General features: G+C 67.1%; 14 protein-coding genes. 1 reads left to right on the forward strand and 13 read right to left on the reverse strand.

Features of this window, described 5'->3' with window-relative positions; all coding sequences use genetic code 11:
- Positions 1-4: 4 nt before the first annotated feature.
- From G481_RS0108035 to G481_RS0108080, 10 genes are all read right to left on the reverse strand, one after another.
- Entirely contained in the window at positions 5-1,123 is a 1,119-nt protein-coding gene (locus tag G481_RS0108035) for an alpha/beta hydrolase (RefSeq protein ID WP_028029576.1), read from the reverse strand.
- Positions 1,124-1,244: 121 nt separating this feature from the next.
- Complete coding sequence (locus G481_RS0108040) at positions 1,245-2,396, reverse strand: DNA recombination protein RmuC (protein WP_028029577.1); 1,152 nt, start codon at positions 2,394-2,396, stop codon at positions 1,245-1,247.
- On the reverse strand, positions 2,393-4,195 hold the full coding sequence (mutL, locus tag G481_RS0108045; protein ID WP_425402453.1) for a DNA mismatch repair endonuclease MutL: 1,803 nt from the start codon (positions 4,193-4,195) through the stop codon (positions 2,393-2,395). The genes G481_RS0108040 and mutL overlap by 4 nt, the downstream gene beginning before the upstream one ends.
- Before the next feature lie 54 nt (positions 4,196-4,249).
- A complete protein-coding gene (locus G481_RS0108050) occupies positions 4,250-5,548 on the reverse strand; it encodes a M16 family metallopeptidase (RefSeq protein WP_028029579.1) in 1,299 nt (432 codons plus the stop codon).
- A complete protein-coding gene (locus G481_RS0108055; RefSeq protein ID WP_211235190.1) occupies positions 5,545-6,870 on the reverse strand; it encodes a M16 family metallopeptidase in 1,326 nt (441 codons plus the stop codon). Before G481_RS0108055 ends, G481_RS0108050 begins: the two co-directional genes overlap by 4 nt.
- An 83-nt stretch (positions 6,871-6,953) precedes the next feature.
- A complete protein-coding gene (locus G481_RS0108060) occupies positions 6,954-7,469 on the reverse strand; it encodes a DUF3035 domain-containing protein (RefSeq protein WP_028029581.1) in 516 nt (171 codons plus the stop codon).
- A gap of 54 nt (positions 7,470-7,523) precedes the next feature.
- Entirely contained in the window at positions 7,524-8,009 is a 486-nt protein-coding gene (gene lspA, locus G481_RS0108065) for a signal peptidase II (RefSeq protein WP_028029582.1), read from the reverse strand.
- A gap of 91 nt (positions 8,010-8,100) precedes the next feature.
- The gene (purH, locus tag G481_RS0108070; protein WP_028029583.1) at positions 8,101-9,687 is read right to left on the reverse strand and encodes a bifunctional phosphoribosylaminoimidazolecarboxamide formyltransferase/IMP cyclohydrolase; all 1,587 of its coding nucleotides are present in this window, start codon (positions 9,685-9,687) and stop codon (positions 8,101-8,103) included.
- A 15-nt stretch (positions 9,688-9,702) separates the two neighbouring features.
- Positions 9,703-11,430 carry a heparinase II/III family protein gene (locus G481_RS0108075; protein ID WP_028029584.1) on the reverse strand — a complete coding sequence of 576 codons (1,728 nt, stop codon included), beginning with the start codon at positions 11,428-11,430 and terminating at the stop codon, positions 9,703-9,705.
- Between the two features lie 78 nt (positions 11,431-11,508).
- On the reverse strand, positions 11,509-12,780 hold the full coding sequence (locus G481_RS0108080; RefSeq protein ID WP_281171642.1) for an RsmB/NOP family class I SAM-dependent RNA methyltransferase: 1,272 nt from the start codon (positions 12,778-12,780) through the stop codon (positions 11,509-11,511).
- Positions 12,781-12,905: 125 nt separating this feature from the next.
- On the opposite strand from G481_RS0108080, the gene G481_RS0108085 reads away from it, so the two are divergent.
- Positions 12,906-13,088, forward strand: coding sequence for a DUF1674 domain-containing protein (locus G481_RS0108085; RefSeq protein ID WP_028029586.1), 183 nt, complete (start codon positions 12,906-12,908; stop codon positions 13,086-13,088).
- Positions 13,089-13,234: 146 nt separating this feature from the next.
- On the opposite strand, the gene G481_RS0108090 is transcribed toward G481_RS0108085, so the two are convergent.
- The 3 genes from G481_RS0108090 to G481_RS0108100 all read right to left on the reverse strand — a co-directional run bounded on the left by G481_RS0108090 (position 13,235) and on the right by G481_RS0108100 (position 15,902).
- Positions 13,235-13,702, reverse strand: coding sequence for an Hsp20 family protein (locus G481_RS0108090; protein ID WP_028029587.1), 468 nt, complete (start codon positions 13,700-13,702; stop codon positions 13,235-13,237).
- Positions 13,703-13,813: 111 nt separating this feature from the next.
- The gene (locus G481_RS0108095) at positions 13,814-14,602 is read right to left on the reverse strand and encodes a 3'(2'),5'-bisphosphate nucleotidase CysQ (RefSeq protein WP_028029588.1); all 789 of its coding nucleotides are present in this window, start codon (positions 14,600-14,602) and stop codon (positions 13,814-13,816) included.
- Positions 14,589-15,902, reverse strand: coding sequence for a TldD/PmbA family protein (locus tag G481_RS0108100; protein ID WP_035025526.1), 1,314 nt, complete (start codon positions 15,900-15,902; stop codon positions 14,589-14,591). The genes G481_RS0108095 and G481_RS0108100 overlap by 14 nt, the downstream gene beginning before the upstream one ends.
- Between the last annotated feature and the right edge of the window lie 74 nt (positions 15,903-15,976).

Consider the following 15,976-nt stretch of genomic DNA (forward strand, 5'->3'; position numbering starts at 1 on the left):
GGGGCTACTTGGCCAGCCCCTCGCCAATCGCTGCAACGGGCGACAGGATGATCTGAGTCGCGCCCTGAACTGTCAAAACGGCCCCTGGCAACAGGCCTATGCGGCGGGCATCGTCGCGGCCAAGCGCCTCGTCTATGTCATTGATCCGGTTAAGCAGCCGGATCAGTGCTGGCGAGGTCCCTGCCGTAAAGTGCCCGTCTCCGGTCGAGAAGGCGCCAACTTCAAGCAACGTTACCTCCAGCCCGGCCAGGACGCGCACGTCTCGGACATTTCCCAACCGCGCGCTTTCCCCGGCAAGCCGGGCAGACAGGGCAAGCGCCCGGTCGCGCGCCGAGGTGAACACGACAAAGGGTTGCGGCAAGCGGCCCATCGCCTGTGCCTGGGCGCGAAAGACGTCAATGTCGATGTCCGGCGAGATCAAGATGACGCCCGCCAGCCGATTCAGGACCGAGTTGTCCTTGCGGATGGCCAGCTGACGCAGTGTTTCCATGGTCAGGGCGCTACCCATGGAATGCGCGACGACCATGATCCGTTCCGCCCCGGCGGCCGCAACTTCGTGCAACAGGCGCTCTAGCCCGTCACGCGCGAACAGGGCCGAATCCCGATCATAGGCATAGCCGACCGGCGTGCCGCGTGATGGCCAGCTGTAATGCACCGGAACGCCAGGCAGGTCGAGATCGTGGTGCAGCTGGGCGAATCGATACAACCCTTCGGCAAAGGTATTGTTGAACCCATGGACAAACACGACAGCGTCCCGGGTGCCGCGCCGTGTCTGTCGGAGTTCCGTGGTCAAGGCCGTCCGAAAGGCGATCCCCGAGTCGAAGACCATCTGATCCACTGTCACCATCTGGGTTCGCGGATCGGGCGGGCGATTGCGCGGCGGCCATGGCACGGTTCCAAGCTCGCGCTCTGGCGGGATGGAGACGTCGAAGCGCGCAAACCTTGTGTCGAAACTGCGATTGCGAGAAAACGGCTCGCCCGCCCCGTCATCCTTGCGCGTTGTCCCGATGAAAACGCGCTGCACCTCGCCGACAGAAGCAGCTTCTGGCACGATGGTGATCGTGCCCCGCGGGGTGCAGGCCGCAATTGCCAGGATGCTGAACAGGACCAAAAGACGCTTCATCATGAATGATTGATCGTCAATGCAGGGCCTCGCGTCAATCGGGCGCGCGACCTGTCCAACCGGACCGCGCAGAAAGCCGCACGCGACGCGTCACGGAATGTTTCGCGTGAAACATTGAGGCTTAGCGAGAGCCAAGCGGAACGGCGGGATCGGGTTCGGGGCTAAGCTCTTCAAAGTCGAACGCATCCAGCCGCCGCGCCCGGCGTCCCGCCTTGTCAGCCGAGATGCGGATTTCTTCCACATCCTTGGCAGCCTGGTGAAAGTGGCGATCCAGATTCTCGACCCGCGTGCCCAGCCGGTCCACATCGGCATGCAACAGCGCCAGTTCCTTGCGGATTGCCCCAGCCTGCTCGCGCATCCGGGCATCTTTCAGCACAGCGCGCATCGTGTTCAGCACTGCCATGCAGGTGGTGGGCGAGACGATCCAGACCCGCAGCGCAAACCCTTCGCGCACCACATCGGCGAAATTCGCATGAAGCTCGGCGTAAACCGCCTCCGAGGGCAGGAACATCAGCGCGCCCTCGGCCGTTTCTCCCTCGATGATATAGCGTTCGGCAATGGCCTTCAGGTGTGTCCGCACGGCCGAACGCAGCAGGCGCGCGGCCTCGGTCTGGTGCTGCGGTGTCGTGGCGTTGCGCAGGGCCTCATAGGCCTCCAGCGGGAACTTGCTGTCCACCGCGATCGGGCCGGGTGGCTTGGGCAGGTGAATCAGGCAATCGGCGCGCTTGCCGTTCGAAAGCGTCGCCTGCATCGTGTAGCTGTCGCGCGGCAGCGCCTTTTGCACGATGTCATGCAGCTGGATTTCGCCAAAGGCGCCGCGGGTCTGCTTGTTCGACAGGATATCCTGCAACGACAGCACATCGCCCGAAAGCTTTTCGATCTTGGCCTGCGCGCGGTCGATGGTTTCCAGGCGCTGTTGCAGATCGCCCAGACTGCGGGCGGTGCGGGTGGCCGATCCGCTCAGCGACTCGCCCATGCGTTGCTGCACCTCGGAAAGTCGTGCCTCCATCAGCTTGAGCATAGCGGCCTGCGCCTGGGTCTGCGCCTCGGACACATGCGCAAGGCCGCCGGCCAGCCGTTCCTGCCCATCGCCGATTGCCTGAACCCGCTGGGCAAGCCAGCCCATATCGTTGCGCAGCGGCGCGGCCAGCCGTGCAGCGCGGGCCGCCGCACGCAAGGTCAGCACCAGCAAAAGAACCAGCACCGCTGCGGCAAGCGCTGCAAGCACCTGCCAATCGGTCAGGGCATAGCTTTGTCCGTTGATCGTGATCATGTGCGCCCGAACAGTCGCTCGATGTCAGAGAGCTTCAGCTCTACATAGGTCGGCCGGCCATGGTTGCACTGACCGGATAGGGGGGTGGCCTCCATCTCGCGCAGCAGGGCGTTCATCTCGTCCGCGCGCATCTGGCGTCCGGTGCGCACCGATCCGTGGCAGGCCATGCGGCTCAGGATCGCGTCGATCCGGGCAGTCAGCGTTGTGACGGTGCCTTGGTCTGCGATTTCGTCCAGAATGTCGCGCAACAAGGCGGCTGCATCCACCTGGCCCAGGATCGCCGGGGTTTCGCGCACCGCCACCGCACCGCCGCCAAAGGGCTCAACCGTCAGGCCAAGCCGCGCCAGATCCGGGGCCAGCTCCAGCAGGCGCGCGGCTTCGTCTTGCGGCAATTCCACGATTTCGGGGATCAGCAAGGCCTGCGCCGCGATGCGTCCTTGCGCCTGTGCCTTGAGCCGCTCGTACACCAGCCGCTCATGGGCCGCATGGGCATCGACGATCACGATGCCCTGATCGGTCTGGGCGATGATATAGTTCTCGTGCACCTGCGCCCGCGCGGCGCCCAGCGGCTGCGCTGTGGTCTGCGCGGGCTCGGAAACAGGCTCTACACGGCCGGTAGGCCCTTCGGCAAAGCCCGACGGCGCCTGAAAGGCAAAGCTGCGCGAGACGGCGGGGGCAGAGGGCCGGTCCATCTGATAGACGTGCGGCGCGGTGCCCGGGTTGGCAGGTTCCGCCCGCATCGCACCCAGCGTGGCCCCCGCGACCGTGCTCGAGGCGCGGTGCCCGGCCTCGGCCAGCGCGTGGCGCAGGGCCGAGACGATCAGCCCGCGCGCAAGTCCGGGGTCGCGGAACCGCACTTCGGATTTCGCAGGGTGGACGTTCACGTCCACAAGCTGCGGATCACAGTCCAGAAACAGCACGGCGCCGGGGTGCCGGTCTCGGCTCAGCACATCCATATAGGCCGCGCGCAGGGCGCCGAACAGCATCCGGTCCAGCAACGGGCGGCCGTTGACGAACAGGAACTGCGCCACCGCCGCGCCGCGTGACCAGGTGGGCAGCGCGGCATAGCCGGTCAGCCGCAGGCCATCGCGTTCGGCGTCGATGGGCAGGGCGTTCTCGGTGAAATCCCCGCCGATCACCCGCGCCAGCCGTCCGCGCAGCGCCTGAAACATGTCGCCCGTTTCAGCGTCTGCGCGGAAGATCAGCCGCCCCTCGCCCCCGTCGCTGACATCGCGCAAGGTAAACGAGACGCTGGGTTCCGCCATCGCCAGCCGCTTGATGACGTCCGCGATCGCCATCGCCTCGGCCCGGTCTGATCGCAGGAACTTCAGCCGCGCGGGCGTTGCAAAGAACAGATCGCGCAGCTCGACCACCGTGCCGCGCGACAGCGCCGCCGGCCGCACCTCGCCCATCCGCCCGCCCGAGACCGAGATCACCGCCGCCTCGGCGCCTTGCACCCGGCTGGTGATCGTCAGCCGGCCAACGGCCCCCAGACTTGGCAGCGCCTCGCCCCGAAAGCCGAAGGTGTGGATGTTCAGCAGATCGCTGCCGTCGATCTTCGATGTCGCATGACGGCTGAGCGCCAGCGGCAGGTCCTCGGCCGTCATGCCGCAGCCGTCATCCGTTACCCGGATCAGCGCCTTGCCGCCCTGGGCATAGGCCACGTCAACGCGCCGCGCGCCGGCATCCAGCGCGTTTTCCACCAGTTCCTTCACGGCGGCGGCTGGCCGTTCCACCACCTCGCCCGCAGCGATGCGGTTGATGGCGGATTCGTCCAGTTGCCGGATGATGGGGCGCATATGGGGGGGCTGGGCGTTCATCCTGCCAGATATAGCAGGCGAACGCCCCTGACGCTACTGCGCATCCAGCCCGACCGGGCTGCCGACCACGACAAAGGACAGGCGGGCCGGGTCAAACACCTTGCGCGCCGCGCGCTGTGCATCGGCCAGCGTCACCGCCTCGATATAGCCGTTGCGCTTGGCCGGATAGTCGATCGGATAGCCATCCATCTGCAACCCGACCAGTGCGCGGGCAATGTTCGCGTTGCCGTCCCAGCGCAGCGGATAGGCGCCGGTAAGATAGGTCTTGGCGGCGTCCAGTTCCTCTTGTGTGATCTCGGGAATGCGGGCCCATTCGGCGCGGATCACGTCGATGGTTGGCTTGACGGTCGCATTGGCCGTCTGCACCTGCCCGGCGACCAGCGCGGCATGGTCCATGATCGAAAGCCCGGCCCCGATCCCATAGGTCAACCCGCGCTTTTCGCGCACCTCGGTCATCAGCCGGGTGCCAAAGCGGCTGCCGCCAAGGATCTCTGACACCACAAAGGCCGGAAAGAAATCCGGGTCCGTCTCGCGGATGCCTTCGTGACCGAACAGGATCACCGATTGCGGGCCGGGGAATGGCTCGACCACCGTCTGACCATGCAGATCCACCTTGGCCGGTCCGGGCAGCGGGGCGCCAGTTTGCGGCAGGCCACCTAGCAGCTTGTCCAACATCGGGCCCAGATTGGCTGCCGAAATATCCCCAACCGCGGCCACATAGACCCGGTCCCGCGCCAGCGCGGCCATGTGCGCAGCCTTGATGTCAGCAACAGTCAGGCTGGCAATGCTGTCCAGCGTGCCATCGGTGGGCCGGGCATAGACGTGATCGCCAAAGGTCACCCGGTCAAAGGCCTGACTGGCCAGAACCGCCGGATCCTGCGCATCCGATCGCAAGCTCGACAGGATCTGCGCCCGTACCCGCTCCAGCGCCTCCGCGGCGAAGGACGGCTCGACGATGGCACGGCGCAACAGATCTGCCGCCTGATCGCGGTTCTCCGACAGGAACCGCGCCGAGACGGACACGCTATCCGTGCCGGTGCCGAACCGATAGCTGGCAGCCAGCGCATCGCGGGCCGCAGCAAAGCCCTGCGCGTCCAGATCGCCGGTGCCCTCTTCCAGCAGACCGGCCATCAGGCCGACCGCACCCTCTTTGCCGGGCGCATCCAGCGCCGCGCCGCCACGAAAGCGGATCTCCAGCGCGACAAAGGGGATCTCGGGCGCCTCGACCAGCCAGGCGGTGATGCCACCGGGGGATTTCACTTCCTGAACAGGGACTTCGGCCCAGACGGGCAGGGCGATCAACGTCAGGAATGCAGCGAGACGGGCGATCATTGGTCAGCCTCCTTGCGCAGCCAGCCGGTTGTGGACTGGCGCCGGTCAAGAACCTTGCGGGCGGCCTCCATCACCTGATCCGGGGTTACCGCTTCCAATGCCTCGGGCCAGGCGATCTCGTCCCCGATGGTCAGGCCACTGGTCAGCGCGGTGCCATAGCGACGCGCCACGCCCATGGTGCTGTCCAGCGCATAGATCTGCTGCGCCTTGATGCGGGCCATGATGGTGGCGAAATCCTCGGGCTTCACGCCGGTTTCCAGGAACTTTGCCAGCGCCGCATCCATGGCCGCCTCGGCCTCGGCCAGGGTGACACCGGGCGCGGGGACCACCATCAGGGTGAACGTGCTGTGGTCATAGCCTGTCGGGTCGTAATAGGCATTGGTCTGCACGGCGATCTTGCTGTCGAACTGCAAGGCCCGCGCCAGTTCCGAATTCGGCCCGGCACCGCCCAGAAGCTGCGCCAGCACGGTCAGCGCCGCAGGTTCGGCCTGCGCCCCGGATTGACGCGAGGGGGCCAGATAGCTGCGCACCAGATAGGGCTGGCCGACCCGGTCATCGTTCATGATGACGCGCCGCTCGGCGATCTGCGGCGGCTCTGCCGGGCGCTCGCGGCCATGGATGCCGCCGCGAGCCGGGATGGGGCCGTAATATTGATCGGCCAGCCGGCGGACCTCGTCCACCGTCACATCACCGGCCACGACCAGGATGGCATTGTCCGGCGCATAATGCGCCTTGTAGAATTTCATCGCAGCCTCGCGGCCAAGCGCCTGAATCTCGTGCCGCCAGCCGATGATGGGGCGGCCATAGGGGTGGTTCAGATACATCGCTGCCTGCCGCTGTTCACTGAACAGCCCGCCCGGATCGCTTTCCACCCGGGTTGCGCGCTCTTCAAGGATCACGTTGCGCTCGGTATCCACATCGCCCTGGGCCAGAGTCAGGTTGACCATCCGGTCGGCCTCCATGCCCATGACCATTTCCAGCCGATCAGCGGCGACGCGCTGGAAATAGGCGGTGTAGTCCCAGCTGGTAAAGGCATTGTCGCTGCCCCCTTGCGCCGAGACCAGTTTTGAAAACTCGCCTGGTGGCATGGTCTTGGTGCCCTTGAACATCAGATGCTCCAGGAAATGCGCCAGCCCGGATTCGCCGCTGACCTCGTCGGCGGCGCCCACGCGATACCAGACCATATGCACGACAACCGGGGCGCGGTGATCCTCGATCACGACCACCTGCAATCCGTTGTCCAGGGTAAAGCTGTTCACCCGCTCGTCCGCAATCCCCGCCAGGGGGATCAGGGCGAACAGAATTGCAAGGATCAGCCGCATGGAAAGCCTCCGCACTACCACGATGCGCAAGCTATCCGTCGCGAGGGCGGGGTCAAGCCAACCGACAGGAAAGTGAACGCGGCTCAGCGCTCGTTCGAGGGGGGGGCCGACGGGGTGCGCGCCCCGGCCTTGCGCCAACGCTCCAGCTCGGGCGTGGCCTTGATCGCCTGACGGCTGTAGACGCGGTGATAGGTCGAGGTTCCGACCAGACGCTCCAGCAGGCGGGGCCCGTTGCGCTTGCGGATTTCCTCATCCTCGGCCGCCAGTTGTTCGCGAATGCCGCTGGCAACGCCATAGCGCCCGGCCGCCGAGACCAGTGCAGTATCGTTGCTGCCCGCACCCGGCTTGCCGCCAAGCGCGATCACCGCATCATCCAGCGGCGCCGGGTCGACCAGATTGCGCGCGCCCGGCTCGGGCGTCGGCAGATCCTTGAAATCCTTTGGCATTTCAAGCGGCTTCGTCGGCAGAATGGCGAATTCGTCCGGCCCGTCATGCGGCGAGCGCAGGTTCATCAGATGCTGGCCTTCACGACCGCTACAGGCTGTCAACAGCAGCGTGGCCGCCAGCGCACCCAGCACCGCACCCTTTCCTGCCGCCATTCCAGCCTCCTTCCGCACAATACCGGCCCCTCTTAGCGCAAAGCGGGCGCCGCGTCACGGGGTCTTTCGGCGCTTCGGCGTGCCGCCGCCGGAAAACAGCGCAAGCCCCGTTGCCCCGGCAAAGATTGTGATATCGGCCACGTTGAACGAATAGGGATTGGCAATTCCGCAACACGACATGTTGAGAAAATCCGCCACAGCGCCATAGACCAGCCGGTCAACGACATTCCCCAGCGCCCCGCCAACCAGCAACCCGGTAGAGATCTCCACCAGCGGCTTCGATGCCTCTTTGCGCGACCAGATCCAGACCCAGGCGGAAATCAGCAGCGACACCGCGATCAGAATCCAGCGTGTCGTATCGCTTTCCCCGGAAAACAGCCCGAAGTTCACGCCCTGATTCCACGCCATGCGGAAATTCAGGAACGGCGGCCAGACATCGACGGCCAGCCGCCGGTCCAGTTCCATGCCATGCACCACAGCGTATTTGCTGGCCTGATCCAGCATGAACACGCCAAGGGCGACCAGTCCTGCAAGTCTCATGGCAGCGCTTTCATCTGTCCATAAATATCCCGGGGGGAATTTGTCATCGGGTCTTGAACCGATGACAAAGGGGGGCTGGCCCCCCACGCCCTCAGTGCCGGAAATGCCGCATCCCGGTAAAGACCATCGCGAGCCCCGCCTCATCCGCCGCCGCGATCACCTCGGCATCACGCATGGATCCGCCCGGCTGGATCACGGCCGTCGCCCCGGCTTCGGCCGCGGTCAACAGGCCATCGGCGAACGGGAAGAACGCATCCGAGGCCACAACCGAGCCCTTGGTCAGCGGCTGGGCCAGTCCCAGAACCTCGGCCATGTCCTGCGCCTTGCGCGCGGCGATGCGGGTGCTGTCCACCCGGCTCATCTGCCCGGCGCCCACGCCGACCGTTGCGCCGTCGCGCACATAGACGATGGCGTTCGACTTCACATGTTTGGCAACTTTCCAGGCGAACAGCAGATCCGCCATCTCGGCTTCGGTCGGGGCGCGCTTGGTCACCACCTTAAGCGCCGACAGATCCAGCTGCCCCGAATCGCGGTCCTGCACCAGGAACCCGCCGGACACCTGACGATAGGCCAGCCCCTTGGCCTTGGGATCGGGCAGACCGCCCGTCGTCAGCAGGCGCAGGTTCTTCTTGGCGGCGAACACCGCCTTGGCGTCGTCGTCGGCATCGGGGGCAATCACGACCTCGGTGAAAATCTCCGAGATTTTCTCGGCCGTGGCGCCATCCAGGGTGCGGTTCAGCGCGATGATCCCGCCAAAGGCACTGGTGCGGTCGCAATCGAAGGCGCGGGCATAGGCCTCGGCCAGCGATGCACCCTTGGCCACGCCGCAGGGGTTGGCGTGTTTCACGATCACGCAGGCCGGGGCGTCGGTGCCCAGATCGGCGACCAGCTCAAAGGCGGCGTCGGTGTCGTTGATGTTGTTGTAGCTCAGTTCCTTGCCTTGCCACTGTTTCGCGGTGGCAACGCCGGGACGCGCCGAGCCATCGGTATAGAAGGCCGCCGACTGGTGCGGGTTCTCGCCATAGCGCAGCGATTGTGCCAGCGTTCCGGCAAAGGCACGGCGGCGCGGGGTTTCCTCGCCAATGGCACCCGCCATCCAGGTCGACACGGCCGCATCATAGGCGGCGGTCCGGCCATAGGCGATCTGCGCCTGACGCTTGCGGAAGGCCAGCGATGCGGCGCCATCGTTGCGCTTCATCTCGTCCAGCAGGGCGGCGTAATCCTCGGGGTCGGTGACGACCGTCACGAACTTATGGTTCTTGGATGCCGCGCGGATCATCGCCGGTCCGCCGATGTCGATGTTCTCGATGCAATCGTCATAGGCGGCGCCCTTGGCGACCGTCGCCTCGAAGGGATAGAGGTTCACGACCAGCAGGTCGATCGGCTCGATCCCGTGCGCGGCCATGGCGACCAGATGCTCATCGTCGTCGCGCAGCGCCAGCAGACCGCCATGCACCATCGGGTGCAGCGTCTTGACCCGGCCGTCCATCATTTCGGGAAAGCCTGTCACCTCGGACACGTCCCGCACCTTCAGCCCGGCGGCGCGCAGCGCCAGCGAGGTGCCGCCGGTGGAAATCAGTTCTACACCGTATCCGGCGAGGGCGCGGGCAAACTCGATCAGCCCCCCCTTGTCGGACACCGAAATCAACGCACGGCCAATGGGAACAAGATCGGTCATCGTGGTGCCTTTCTGTCAGACGGGCGGCTCGTCCCGTTCGAGATCGCGGATGGCCAGCGGCGTATCCTGTGCCTTCGCCAAGGTCCAGCCCACCTCGGCCGCATAATCCAGAACTCGGGCAGAAAGGACGATCTGTTTTGTCGCACGCGGCTTCAGGCGGCCCTTTTCCAGATAAACCGAAGGTTCCAGGGACAGCGTCGCCACCCCGTCATGGCGGAACACCCAGATCTCGCCCGACCGCAGCCCCAGCGAAACGGCGGCGCCGCCCAGGTCGATCTGCGCGTCCACCTCGGGGTGCAGGTGGAACCGGATGGAAAACGGCACGCCCTGCAACTTGACCGAGGACATGACGGCATCGAACCGCCGCCGTTCAGCCCCGGTCAGCGCGCCCAGCGTGTCCTGCCCCATCAACGCGCGGCCATCGGGCGACAGCTCCAGCCCGCGCATGTGGGTCAGGCCATGGGTCGCGGCCCAGCCGGTATGGCCGATCAGCAGCGCCTGCCCGTCCGGCCCCTGCGTGCTTCGCGGCGGCACGACCTGCGCGCGGTCGGTCAGACGTTCGGCCTGCCCCAGACGGCTGGAGGAATAGCCGTCGATCGTCAGCGTCGAATGGCTGGCCGTCGCCCGACCGGCGCGGCGCCATTCGGCGCCAAAGGGCGCCCCCGACCCGCAGGACACGATCACCGGCCGCCGCCCCGAGGTCATCTCGAACGCCAGGGTCGAGGCATGGGCGGCAGTCGAGGCGCGCCCTTCGGGCGGCGACTTCGCATCGACAATCACCGTCGTGCGGCCTGCCGCCATGCGGGCAAACCCCATGGCCAGACCTGTAATGGCCATCGGCTTGATCCCGGATTGCGCCAGTGCGTGATCCAGTCGCCCTTCCAGCCCGCGCCCGCCGCTGTGGAACCGCGCCAGACCACCATCGGCATGGCGCAAGGCGCGCAAGGTCGGGGCGATACGCACGATCGCGGCGGTCAGCTCGGGCGGGGCCTTGCGGCCTGCCTCGTCCAGCGTCTGGGCAACCCAGGTCAGCAGGGTAAAGACCTCCAGCAACTCCTCGGGGTTGCGGGTGGGAATGCCGCCTTCGCTGTCGATCTCGGTCCCGCAGTCGCGGGCAAGGGCTGCAAGGGCGGGGGTCGTCAGACGCTCCATCCCGGTCAGGGCAAGGCCGGCGCAGACCAGCCCGGTCAGCGCCTCGAACCGGGGCAGGCCGGGGGCTGCAGCCTTCCAGCGCCGCGACAGATAGACCGTCTGCCGGGTCAGGGCGGCAAAGAACGCCTCACTTTCGGCGCGGTCCTTACCGGACAACAACATCAGCGCATGGTTGATCCAGCGGATCAGCCGCCGCCCTGTCAGGTCCGGGGTCCAGCCGGGCCCCTTGCCCCGCCCAAAGCGGGCAATCCAGTCGAACACCCAGTCCTGCGCGCGGGCACGGGCGGCCAGATCGCCAGCCGCCGCCAGATCGTCCAGCCAGGTAAAGCCGTGCGCTGCCTCGATAAAGCTGGGCTCTGGCGACATTGCTTCCCACAGGGTGCGGCCCGGCGCCTCGACCAGAACCCCGCCCAGCAGCAGGTTGCCCGCCACCAACTGCCGGCCCCGTGCGACCATGCCGATGCTGCGCGGCTCTGGCTGCGACACGAACCCGCTGGCCGGGCGCGTAAACCCGGCCCGCCAGGCGGCCAGCCGGTCGGCAAACCGGGGGGTGCTGTCCGGTTCGGTTCTTAGGGTCGAGGTCTCTGCCATGCTCCCGTGCCTGCTTCCGGGGTGGGCCCGGACGGAACCATAGCGGCGGGGCAAAGGACTGTCACCCCGGCGCGCGCGTCACAGCGCCTTGCGCATCGCGCCGATGAAAAACCCGTCCAGCCCGCCCTTGTCTGCCCAGTGATCGGGCCTGATCCGCAGCCCGCCCCCCTTGGCATCCCAGGCGCCGGGCCAGCCTGCCACCGCCTTTTGATCGCGCGTCAGTTCCGGGTGCCGCGCCAGCGCGGCCGCCATCTGGTCCTCGCCTTCGTCCGGCAGCAGGGAACAGGTGCAATAGACCAGCCGCCCGCCCGGTTTCAGCAGGGCGGCGGCCCGGTCGATCAGTGCCGATTGCAAGGCAACCAGCCCCGGCAGATCGCCTGCATCCTTGACAAAGGGCAGGTCGGGGTGGCGCCGGATCGTGCCCGTCGCGCTGCATGGCGCATCCAGCAAGATCGCGTCGAACCGCAGGTCGGTCTGCCAGTCCTGCGCATCGGCAACGACGATCTCGGCACCCAGCCCGGTGCGCGCCAGATTGTCGCGCAGCCGCTCCAGCCGCTGGGCAGAGCTGTCCAGCGCCACCACCTGCGCGCCGGCCGCCGCCATCTGCATCGTCTTGCCGCCCGGCGCGGCGCACATGTCCAGCACCAGCTCGCCCGGCTGCGGGGCCAGAACCTGCGCAGGCACGGCGGCAGCGGCATCCTGAACCCACCACGCGCCATCGTCATAGCCCGGCAGGGCCGACACCTGCACCCCCGGCGCCAGCCGAAGGCTGCCTCCTTGCACCACTTCGCCGCCCAGCCGGGCCGCCCAATCTGCGCCCTCTTGCGGCCGTTTCAGTGTCAGATCCAGCATCGGACCGGCAAGATGCGCAGCCTCGATCCCCTTGACCGCCGCCTTGCCAAACCGCTTGACCAGGGGCGCGCGCAGCCACGCCGGCAACCGCTGGCTGTCCAGAACGACCGGGGCCGAGGAGATCTTGCGCAGCACCGCATTCACGAAACCGGCCGCCTGGACCGTCTTTGCATCGCCGCGCACCAGCGAGACGGCCTCGGACACGATCCCATGCGCATCCTGAGGCCGCTCGGCCAGCTCGGCCACCGCCAGCCGCAGCACCGCCTGAACGAAGGGCGCGGGGGCACGGCGCATGTGGGGGGCCAACAGGGCATCGGCAGGCTGAACCCGGCGCAACGCGGCCAGCACCAGCCGCTGCGCCCGCGCCCGCTCGGGGCCATCCAGCCCGACCAGCGGGCCCTGGGCATCCCCAAGGACCTCGGACAGCAACCGGCGCTTGCCTGTCACTTCCAGCAGCATCAGGGCTGCCGCACGCCTTACCGCCAGTCCGTCCGACACTCTGCGTCCCTTTTCGCCTTGATCCAAATATCCCGGGGTCCGGGGCAGGGCCCCGGTCCTGTCCGTGCAGCTTGCCCATGCGGCCGAGGAGCGTATAACCCTGTCAGCTGCCGAAGGGAAACCACATGTCCGACGAAGCCCCCCGCACCGATCTGCCCCCCGCCGCCCTGCGCGCCCTGGCCGAGGCCGAAGAGCGCCGCCGCAAGGCTGGCGATGTCACGTTGCCGCCTGAACTTGGCGGCCGCGATGGCCCCGAACCTGTGCGCTATGGCGACTGGGAAAAGAAGGGCCTTGCCATCGACTTCTAGGCGGGCGCGGGGGCTGCCGCCCCCGGTCCCCCGCCTCAAAGGGGGCTGTCTGCCCCCTTTGAGAATTCCCCCGAGGATATTTCGGGACAGATGAAAGGGCGCGGCCTGGACCGCGCCCCCGATCAACCAGTGTTGTCTGAACAGGATCAGGCTTCGACGGTTTGCGCCACAATCGCCTGCGCCTCGACATCGCCGCCGCGGGCGATCTCGATCCGGCGCGGTTTCAGCGCCTCGGGCATTTCGCGGACCAGATCGATATGCAGCATCCCGTTTTCGTGGGTCGCGCCCGTCACCTTGACATGATCGGCCAGCGCAAAGCGGCGTTCAAAGGCACGGGTTGCGATGCCGCGGTGCAGATAGGTCCGCTCGACGGTTTCGGGTGCCTTGCGGGCGGCGACGTGCAAGGTGTTTTCCTTGACTTCCACGGCCAGTTCGTCTGGGGCAAAGCCTGCAACCGCAATCGAGATGCGATAGGCGTGGTCAGCCGTCTTTTCGATGTTGTAGGGCGGATAGGTGGTGGCGGTATCGCCAACCAGCGCGCGATCCATCAGATCGGCGATGCGGTCAAAGCCGACGGTGGCACGGTACAGCGGGGCAAGATCGAAATTGCGCATGGTCATCCTCTTTGAGCGATGTCTGATGCCTTCCCGGCAGGGCAAGGCGGAGTGACCGGGCCCATTCGTGGCGCCCGGATACTTTTCAGTTGGGGAGGATGGATCGGCGTTTCAAGATGGCGCAAGCGCCCGCGCCATCAGCGCGCTGTGGAGCGCAGGCGGCGCCGCGATCACGCCATTCGCGCGCGGATCGGGGCGGTTGAAGCGCAGCGGCCCGCCGCCTGCGTCGGTGACGCGAGCGCCGCCGCGTTCAGCGATCAGGCTGGCGGCGGCGATGTCCCATTCCCAGGCCGGGCGAAAGGTGATCATCGCGTCATGGCGACCTTCGGCCACCAGGCACATCCGATAGGCCAGCGAAGGGCGGAAGCTGCGTTTCAGATCCGGCACCCCGCCCGGCCAGTGGCTGGCGGCCATGTTGGGCGCGGTGGTCAGAACGCGCGCGCCGTGCGGATTGCTGGTGGCGCTGACGCGGACAGGGGTGCCGTTATACAGCGCCGGCCCGTCACTATGGGCCGAATAGAGCCGTTTCAGCGCCGGCAGCCAGACCGCGCCCGCAATCATCCGGCCACCTTCGGCAATACCGGCGACGATGGAAAACGTATCCTCGCCATTGATGAACCCGCGCGTGCCGTCGATCGGATCGACGATGAAGCAACGGGCGGCCGAAAGCCGTTCCACCGTATCGGCGCTTTCCTCGGACAGCCAGCCATAGCCGGGGCGTGCCCCCCGCAGCAGCGAGTCCAGCCGCTCGTTGACGGCAAGATCGGCTTCGGAGACCGGGCCGCCGTTGTCGGGCTTGTCCCAATGCTCGGGCTTGTGCCGCCAGTAGCGCATGGCAATCTCGCCCGCGTCCTGCACGGCATCGCACAGCAGGGCAAGATCGGCCTCAGGCGCCTGCAAGCGTCATTCCTTCGACCAGCAGGCTGGGCACCACGGTGGACAGATGCTGCCGCGCGTCATTCGCCGGGATGATCCGGCGCAGCATGTCGCGCAGGTTGCCGGCGATGGTGCATTCGTTGACGGCATGGGTGATCTGGCCGTTTTCCACCCAGAACCCGGTTGCGCCGCGCGAATAATCGCCTGTGTTGGGGTTGATCGTCGCGCCGATCATTGATGTGACCAGCAGCCCGCGCCCCATGTCGCGGATCAGATCGTTGCGGCTGGCGCTGCCCTGGGTCAGCGCGACATTGCCGGGGCTGGGGGCCGGGGGGCCACCCGTGCCGCGCGCCGCGTTTCCGGTGCTGGTCAGGCCCAGCTTGCGGGCGGTGGCCAGATCAAGGATCCAGCCTTGCAGCACCCCGTCTTGCACCAGCGCGCGGCGGGCGGTCGGCAACCCCTCGCCGTCGAACGGGCGCGATCCGGCGATGCGCGGGCGGTGCGGATCTTCGATCAGGTCGATGCCGTCGGGCAGGACAGGCTGGCCCATCGCATCGCGCAGAAAGCTGGCGCCGCGGGCAATCGCGGTGCCGTTGATCGCGTTCAGCAGATGGCCGATCAGCGAGCCGGCAATGCGTTCGTCGAACAGAACCGGAAAGCTGCCGGTCGGCGGTTTGGTCGCCCCCGCACGGGCCAGCGTGCGTTCGGCGGCCAGCAGGCCAACGCTTTCCGGGCTGGGCAGATCGGCGGCCCAGGCGCGGGATTCGCCGGCATAGTCGCGTTCCATCGCCCCGCCCGTGCCGGTGATCGCCACGCAAGATACTGCCCGCCCGGTGCGCCCGTAACCGCCCGAGAACCCGTTGCTGGCCGCCATGTGAAACGCCCGGCGCGAATAGCTGGCCGAGGCGCTTTCGACCTGCGAGATGCCGGCCTGCGACAGTGCCGCAGCCTCGGCGCGCAGGGCATCGTCTTGCAGGGCGGCGGCGCCGGGTTCGGGCGCAGGGTCCAGCATTTCCAGCGCAGCCAGGTCCCAGCCCCGGGCTAGCTGGTCAGGATCGGCCAGCCCTGCGGTGGGGTCTTCGGGGGCTTCCCGCGCCATGGCGACGGCGCGTTCGGCCAGTCCGGCTATCACGGCGTCCGAGATGTCCGAGGCGGACACGCAGGCCTGCCGCCGACCGATCAGCACACGCAGGCCAATGTCGACGCCTTCGGCCCGTTCGGCCTGTTCCAGCTTGCCGCCGCGCACGTCAATCGACACCGACTGCCCGGCGACCGCCACGGCATCGGCTGCATCGGCGCCAGCCTTGCGGGCGGCGTCCAGCATCGCTTGGGTCAGCCGCTCCAGCGCGGCGGGGGTCAGGGCGGTATCGCGCGTGTCGGGCAAGGGGCGGCCTTTCC

Origin of the sequence: Gemmobacter nectariphilus DSM 15620, from assembly GCF_000429765.1 — a bacterium.
Lineage (GTDB): Bacteria > Pseudomonadota > Alphaproteobacteria > Rhodobacterales > Rhodobacteraceae > Wagnerdoeblera > Wagnerdoeblera nectariphila.

Excerpts from the sequence above, each read along its gene's own strand:
- lspA (WP_028029582.1), bottom strand. The coding sequence starts at position 8,009 with ATGAGACTTGCAGGACTGGTCGCCCTTGGCGTGTTCATGCTGGATCAG.
- G481_RS0108040 (WP_028029577.1), bottom strand. The coding sequence starts at position 2,396 with ATGATCACGATCAACGGACAAAGCTATGCCCTGACCGATTGGCAGGTG.
- G481_RS0108060 (WP_028029581.1), bottom strand. The coding sequence starts at position 7,469 with ATGGCGGCAGGAAAGGGTGCGGTGCTGGGTGCGCTGGCGGCCACGCTG.
- mutL (WP_425402453.1), bottom strand. The coding sequence starts at position 4,195 with ATGCGCCCCATCATCCGGCAACTGGACGAATCCGCCATCAACCGCATC.
- G481_RS0108085 (WP_028029586.1), top strand. The coding sequence starts at position 12,906 with ATGTCCGACGAAGCCCCCCGCACCGATCTGCCCCCCGCCGCCCTGCGC.
- purH (WP_028029583.1), bottom strand. The coding sequence starts at position 9,687 with ATGACCGATCTTGTTCCCATTGGCCGTGCGTTGATTTCGGTGTCCGAC.
- G481_RS0108075 (WP_028029584.1), bottom strand. The coding sequence starts at position 11,430 with ATGGCAGAGACCTCGACCCTAAGAACCGAACCGGACAGCACCCCCCGG.
- G481_RS0108100 (WP_035025526.1), bottom strand. The coding sequence starts at position 15,902 with ATGCTGGACGCCGCCCGCAAGGCTGGCGCCGATGCAGCCGATGCCGTG.
- G481_RS0108050 (WP_028029579.1), bottom strand. The coding sequence starts at position 5,548 with ATGATCGCCCGTCTCGCTGCATTCCTGACGTTGATCGCCCTGCCCGTC.
- G481_RS0108055 (WP_211235190.1), bottom strand. The coding sequence starts at position 6,870 with ATGCGGCTGATCCTTGCAATTCTGTTCGCCCTGATCCCCCTGGCGGGG.
- G481_RS0108090 (WP_028029587.1), bottom strand. The coding sequence starts at position 13,702 with ATGCGCAATTTCGATCTTGCCCCGCTGTACCGTGCCACCGTCGGCTTT.
- G481_RS0108035 (WP_028029576.1), bottom strand. The coding sequence starts at position 1,123 with ATGAAGCGTCTTTTGGTCCTGTTCAGCATCCTGGCAATTGCGGCCTGC.